The organism is Escherichia sp. KCJ4928 (assembly GCF_004352695.1).
Taxonomy (GTDB): domain Bacteria; phylum Pseudomonadota; class Gammaproteobacteria; order Enterobacterales; family Enterobacteriaceae; genus ECMA0423.
Genome location: NZ_SJWV01000011.1, coordinates 42,798 through 48,797 on the forward strand (window position 1 = coordinate 42,798; position 6,000 = coordinate 48,797).

Annotated in this window: 6 protein-coding genes; 4 read left to right on the plus strand and 2 right to left on the minus strand. The window is 50.4% G+C overall.

The annotated features are described in order from the left end of the window. The first annotated feature begins 155 nt into the window (after nucleotides 1-155). The 4 genes from yfbV (at nucleotide 156) to E0D98_RS03395 (ending at nucleotide 3,768) form a co-directional block, all read left to right on the plus strand. Nucleotides 156-611, plus strand: a complete 456-nt coding sequence (gene yfbV / locus E0D98_RS03380) for a terminus macrodomain insulation protein YfbV (protein WP_000106627.1) — start codon at nucleotides 156-158, stop codon at nucleotides 609-611. Between the two features lie 82 nt (nucleotides 612-693). Continuing rightward, nucleotides 694-1,188 (plus strand): YfbU family protein, encoded by a 495-nt coding sequence (locus tag E0D98_RS03385; protein ID WP_000426124.1) that lies wholly within the window; start codon nucleotides 694-696, stop codon nucleotides 1,186-1,188. A 10-nt stretch (nucleotides 1,189-1,198) separates the two neighbouring features. Continuing rightward, the gene (hxpA, locus tag E0D98_RS03390) at nucleotides 1,199-1,849 is read left to right on the plus strand and encodes a hexitol phosphatase HxpA (RefSeq protein WP_001203389.1); all 651 of its coding nucleotides are present in this window, start codon (nucleotides 1,199-1,201) and stop codon (nucleotides 1,847-1,849) included. An 86-nt stretch (nucleotides 1,850-1,935) separates the two neighbouring features. Next, nucleotides 1,936-3,768, plus strand: a complete 1,833-nt coding sequence (locus E0D98_RS03395; protein ID WP_001012899.1) for an SLC13 family permease — start codon at nucleotides 1,936-1,938, stop codon at nucleotides 3,766-3,768. Between the two features lie 58 nt (nucleotides 3,769-3,826). On the opposite strand, the gene yfbR is transcribed toward E0D98_RS03395, so the two are convergent. Together yfbR and alaA are read right to left on the minus strand one after the other, a co-directional pair. Next, nucleotides 3,827-4,426 carry a 5'-deoxynucleotidase gene (yfbR, locus tag E0D98_RS03400; RefSeq protein ID WP_000813860.1) on the minus strand — a complete coding sequence of 200 codons (600 nt, stop codon included), beginning with the start codon at nucleotides 4,424-4,426 and terminating at the stop codon, nucleotides 3,827-3,829. Nucleotides 4,427-4,509: 83 nt separating this feature from the next. Continuing rightward, nucleotides 4,510-5,727 carry an alanine transaminase AlaA gene (gene alaA / locus E0D98_RS03405; protein WP_000074527.1) on the minus strand — a complete coding sequence of 406 codons (1,218 nt, stop codon included), beginning with the start codon at nucleotides 5,725-5,727 and terminating at the stop codon, nucleotides 4,510-4,512. Between the last annotated feature and the right edge of the window lie 273 nt (nucleotides 5,728-6,000).

Sequence of the window (6,000 nt, forward strand, 5' to 3'; positions counted from 1 at the left end):
TTTGACGACTCAATGAATATGTACTACTTAGGCCTTCAGGCTGCTAAAGGATACCTGATAGTGGGTATGGAAGACAAAATGTTTTGAACGTTGTCCCGCTGAGTTGTGAATTTGCACAAATTTTTGAATCTTTATATGTGAAGTTGAGGTGAAGCATGTCAACGCCGGATAATCGTTCTGTTAATTTTTTTAGCTTGTTTCGCCGGGGACAGCATTACTCAAAGACGTGGCCGCTGGAAAAACGCCTTGCCCCGGTCTTTGTCGAAAATCGCGTTATCAAGATGACGCGTTATGCGATCCGTTTTATGCCGCCGATCGCCGTATTTACTCTCTGCTGGCAGATTGCCCTGGGCGGTCAGCTTGGGCCGGCAGTTGCCACTGCGCTGTTCGCCTTAAGTTTACCCATGCAGGGATTATGGTGGCTGGGCAAGCGTTCTGTAACGCCATTACCCCCTGCTATCCTCAACTGGTTTTATGAAGTTCGCGGTAAATTGCAGGAGTCTGGACAGGTGTTGGCACCCGTTGAAGGCAAGCCTGATTACCAGGCATTAGCTGACACGCTTAAGCGCGCCTTCAAACAACTGGATAAAACTTTCCTTGATGATTTGTAATTGACCCCTGATTACGTATATAAAAGAAGGCATACTCAGCCTTCTTTTTTTTCACCGTAGTAGAGTGATACAGGAGTCAACAATGGAAATGACCAACGCGCAACGTCTTATTTTGTCTAATCAGTACAAGATGATGACTATGCTCGATCCGGCAAATGCTGAACGTTACCGTCGCCTGCAAACAATTATTGAGCGTGGTTACGGATTACAGATGCGTGAATTGGATCGCGAGTTTGGCGAGCTGAAAGAAGAAACCTGCCGCACTATCATCGACATTATGGAGATGTATCATGCGTTGCATGTTTCCTGGTCTAATTTGCAGGACCAGCAATCTATCGATGAACGTCGTGTCACCTTCCTCGGCTTTGACGCCGCCACTGAAGCACGTTACCTCGGTTATGTCCGCTTTATGGTTAATGTGGAAGGGCGCTATACCCATTTTGACGCCGGAACTCACGGTTTTAACGCCCAGACGCCAATGTGGGAAAAATATCAGCGCATGCTTAATGTGTGGCATGCCTGCCCGCGTCAGTACCATTTGAGCGCCAACGAAATTAATCAAATTATCAACGCCTGAGGAAGCCCGCGTGCGGTGCAAAGGTTTTCTGTTTGATCTTGATGGAACGCTGGTGGATTCCCTGCCTGCGGTAGAACGGGCGTGGAGCAACTGGGCCAGACGTCATGGGTTAGCGCCGGAAGAGGTGCTGGCTTTCATTCACGGTAAACAGGCGATCACCTCTTTGCGCCATTTTATGGCGGGCAAATCCGAGGCTGATATTGCCGCCGAGTTTACGCGTCTGGAGCACATCGAGGCCACGGAAACCGAAGGTATTACCGCGCTTCCGGGGGCAATCGCCTTACTCAATCATTTGAATAAAGCAGGTATTCCGTGGGCCATTGTGACTTCTGGCTCCATGCCGGTAGCGCGAGCGCGCCATAAAATAGCTGGGCTTCCCGCACCAGAGGTGTTTGTAACCGCTGAGCGAGTGAAGCGCGGAAAACCAGAACCTGATGCGTATCTGTTAGGTGCGCAGCTGCTGGGGCTTGCGCCGCAGGAGTGTGTGGTGGTGGAAGATGCTCCCGCTGGCGTGCTTTCTGGCCTGGCGGCGGGTTGCCATGTCATTGCGGTTAACGCTCCGGCAGATACCCCGCGCCTGAATGAGGTCGATTTGGTCCTCCACAGTCTGGAGCAAATTACTGTGACCAAACAGCCAAATGGCGATGTTATTATTCAGTGAAACACCTGATCATGATTTAGCCCCGTCTCGTCGGGGCTTTTTTATGGCAGAATCAAGTCATCCCCCTCAATTAACAAGGATAAGTTGTGAACGGTGAATTGATTTGGGTTCTTTCATTACTGGCCGTTGCCATCGTCTTGTTTGCGACGGGCAGAGTGCGTATGGATGCGGTCGCTTTGTTTGTTATTGTCGCGTTTGCATTAAGCGGAACGCTGACGGTCCCCGAAGTATTTTCCGGCTTTTCTGATCCTAACGTTGTCCTGATTGCCGCCTTGTTTATTATTGGCGATGGTTTGGTCCGTACCGGTGTTGCCACCGTAATGGGAACATGGCTGGTCAAAGTGGCGGGCAACAGTGAAATCAAAATGTTGGTTTTGTTGATGCTGACCGTCGCGGGGCTTGGCGCGTTTATGAGTTCAACCGGCGTTGTCGCTATCTTTATTCCCGTGGTGTTAAGCGTTGCCATGCGTATGCAAACTTCGCCGTCACGTCTGATGATGCCGTTAAGTTTTGCCGGGCTGATTAGCGGCATGATGACGCTGGTGGCGACGCCGCCGAACCTGGTAGTCAACAGTGAATTGCTGCGTGAAGGCTATCACGGCTTCAGTTTCTTTAGCGTAACACCTATTGGCCTGGTCGTGCTGGTGCTGGGTATTTTGTATATGTTAGTGATGCGTTTCATGCTGAAAGGGGATACCCAGACCCCGCAGCGCGAAGGCTGGACGCGTCGAACCTTTCGCGATCTTATCCGTGAATATCGACTGACCGGGCGTGCGCGACGTCTGGCTATTCGCCCCGGATCGCCAATGATAGGTCAACGGCTGGATGATCTCAAATTACGTGAGCGTTATGGCGCTAACGTCATCGGTGTTGAACGCTGGCGGCGTTTTCGTCGCGTTATCGTGAACGTTAATGGGGTTTCTGAATTTCGCGCGCGTGACGTTTTGCTTATTGATATGTCTGCGGCTGATGTCGATCTCCGGCAATTTTGTAGTGAGCAATTGCTGGAGCCGATGGTACTGCGCGGCGAGTATTTTTCTGACCAGGCCCTTGATGTGGGCATGGCAGAGATTTCATTAATTCCTGAGTCAGAACTGATTGGTAAATCGGTGCGCGAAATTGGTTTTCGTACCCGCTACGGACTGAATGTGGTGGGGCTAAAGCGCAATGGCGTGGCGCTGGAAGGTTCGCTGGCGGATGAGCCTCTGCTGCTGGGCGATATCATCCTGGTTGTGGGTAACTGGAAACTGATCGGTATGCTGGCCAAACAGGGCCGCGACTTCGTAGCGCTGAACTTACCGGAAGAGGTGAGTGAAGCATCGCCCGCGCACAGCCAGGCACCCCATGCCATTTTCTGTCTGGTGCTAATGGTGGCGTTAATGCTGACAGATGAAATTCCTAATCCTGTTGCCGCTATCATCGCCTGCCTGCTGATGGGGAAATTCCGCTGTATAGATGCTGAAAGCGCCTATAAATCCATTCACTGGCCGAGCATTATTTTGATCGTTGGGATGATGCCGTTTGCTGTGGCATTACAGAAAACGGGAGGTGTCGCGCTGGCGGTGAAAGGGCTGATGGACATTGGCGGTGGTTACGGGCCACATATGATGCTGGGTTGTTTGTTTGTCTTGTCGGCGGTTATTGGGCTATTTATCTCTAATACCGCGACGGCGGTGTTGATGGCTCCGATTGCGCTGGCTGCTGCCAAAACGATGGGGGTGTCGCCTTATCCATTCGCGATGGTCGTGGCGATGGCAGCATCCGCCGCCTTTATGACACCGGTTTCTTCACCTGTTAACACACTGGTTTTAGGTCCGGGAAATTACAGCTTCAGTGACTTTGTGAAGTTGGGGGTACCGTTCACCATTATCGTGATGGCGGTTTGTGTGGTGATGATCCCGATGCTGTTTCCGTTTTGACAAGAGCCTGATGTCGCATCCGGCGCTTATTGCCTGATGCGACGCAGACTCCGGCTGCTTACAGCGGTGAATCCTGGCTAATCTCATCGAGCGAAAGATGGAAGCTGGGAACAAATACTTCCATGAAGTAGTCCATCTCCTGGCTGCGACGCGCTTCAAGCGTCGCTTCCAGTCGCGTTTTTGCCAGCAAGAATTCATTATTTCCGGCCGCGAGTTCTTCCAGACATTTCAGATATGCACACAGTGCATCTGCCTGTTTCACCAGCGATTTTTCTTCATCGCTATATGCATGCTCGTCAATTAACGGCGCAAAGATATCCCGCAGCTCTTCCGGAACCATATCGACCAGTTTTTGCTGAGCGATTTTTTCAATAGCCTTGTACTCCTGAGCGATTTGCGAATTGAAGTATTTCACCGGAGTAGGGAGATCGCCGGTGAGCACTTCTGAGGCATCGTGGTACATCGCCAGTAAAGCGATACGTTCGGCGTTGACATTACCGCCAAATTTCCGATTTTTGATAGCTGCCAGCGCATGGGCGACCATCGCTACCTGCAAACTGTGTTCGGACACATTTTCCGTCCGCACGTTGCGCATGAGCGGCCAGCGGTTAATGAGTTTCAGGCGGGAGAGATGGGCAAAAAAATGGCTCTGTTTCATAGTGACCTTACGTATGATGACATCATCAGGTCATTGTGGCGGGATAACGCTGCCGGATGCAATCTCCGGCAGTGAAATTAAGATTACAGCTGATGATAACCAGAAAGGAAACGCGCGAACTTGCTCAAAGACAGCTCGATATCATCGACACGCGGTAGCGTGACAATGCGGAAGTGATCCGGCCACGGCCAGTTGAATGCCGTCCCTTGCACCAACAGAACTTTTTCCTGCAACAGGAAATCCAGCACCATTTTCTGATCGTCGTGAATGTTAAAGCGTTTGGCGTCGATTTTCGGGAACATATACAGCGCACCACGAGGTTTCACGCAGGAAACGCCCGGAATATCGTTGATCAGTTCCCACGCGCGGTTACGCTGCTCATAAAGACGACCGCCAGGGGTAATAAATTCACTGATGCTCTGATAACCACCCAGCGCGGTCTGAATGGCGTGTTGCGCAGGAACGTTAGCACACAGGCGCATTGAAGCCAGCATTTCCAGACCTTCGATGTAGCCTTTGGCGTGTTTTTTCGGCCCGTTCAACACCATCCACCCCTGACGGAAGCCTGCAACGCGGTACGTTTTCGACAGTCCGTTAAAGGTAATGGTCAGCAGGTCAGGTGCCAGCGGCGCAATTGAGTGATGCTCAGCGTCGTCGTAAAGAATTTTGTCATAAATTTCATCGGCGAAGATAATGAGATTATGCTGACGTGCAATCTCCACAATCTCCATTAAAAGCTCTTTGGAATATACCGCGCCGGTTGGGTTATTTGGGTTGATTATAACGATCCCACGCGTACGAGGCGTAATTTTAGCGCGAATATCATCGAGGTCCGGGAACCAGTCAGAGGATTCATCGCAAAGATAATGCACCGCTTTACCGCTGGAAAGCGAAACCGCCGCGGTCCATAGTGGGTAATCTGGTGCAGGAACCAACATTTCGTCCCCGCTGTTCAGCAATGCCTGCATTGCCTGAACGATAAGCTCCGATACACCATTGCCGATGTAAATATCTTCCACGGTAACATCACGCATGCCACGAGCCTGGTAGTGCTGCATGATGGCTTTACGCGCGGAGTAAAGACCTTTGGAATCGCAATACCCTTGAGCGGTAGGCAGGTTGCGTATCACGTCAACGAGGATTTCATCTGGCGCGTCAAAACCGAACGGGGCTGGGTTGCCGATGTTCAGTTTCAGTACCTTGTTACCTTCTTCTTCCAGGCGTTTTGCTTCTTTCAGCACCGGACCACGGATGTCATAACAGACATTCTCTAATTTGCTGGATTTTTCAATGGGGGACATGAATCTTGACCTTTTTTGCTGTTATCGCCACTCCCTGCCGTGGAAGTCAGCTTAGAACAATGTACTCCCCCAGGACGGTGTTTTGAAGGTCTGCAGAATAAGATTTTGCCAGAGGGGAAGGCTCGATTGTGCTGTTAATAACTTAATAATGACAAAATAATGAGGTGTATATGCTTTACATGCAATGTTATATAGTGAATTGTTCTGATTCTTAATTGCAAGTCTGGTTTTTTTATCTGTAAGATAATTGTGTGAAAATGCCTCATTTAAGAA

Excerpts from the sequence above, each read along its gene's own strand:
- yfbV (WP_000106627.1), top strand. The coding sequence starts at position 156 with ATGTCAACGCCGGATAATCGTTCTGTTAATTTTTTTAGCTTGTTTCGC.
- E0D98_RS03385 (WP_000426124.1), top strand. The coding sequence starts at position 694 with ATGGAAATGACCAACGCGCAACGTCTTATTTTGTCTAATCAGTACAAG.
- yfbR (WP_000813860.1), bottom strand. The coding sequence starts at position 4,426 with ATGAAACAGAGCCATTTTTTTGCCCATCTCTCCCGCCTGAAACTCATT.
- alaA (WP_000074527.1), bottom strand. The coding sequence starts at position 5,727 with ATGTCCCCCATTGAAAAATCCAGCAAATTAGAGAATGTCTGTTATGAC.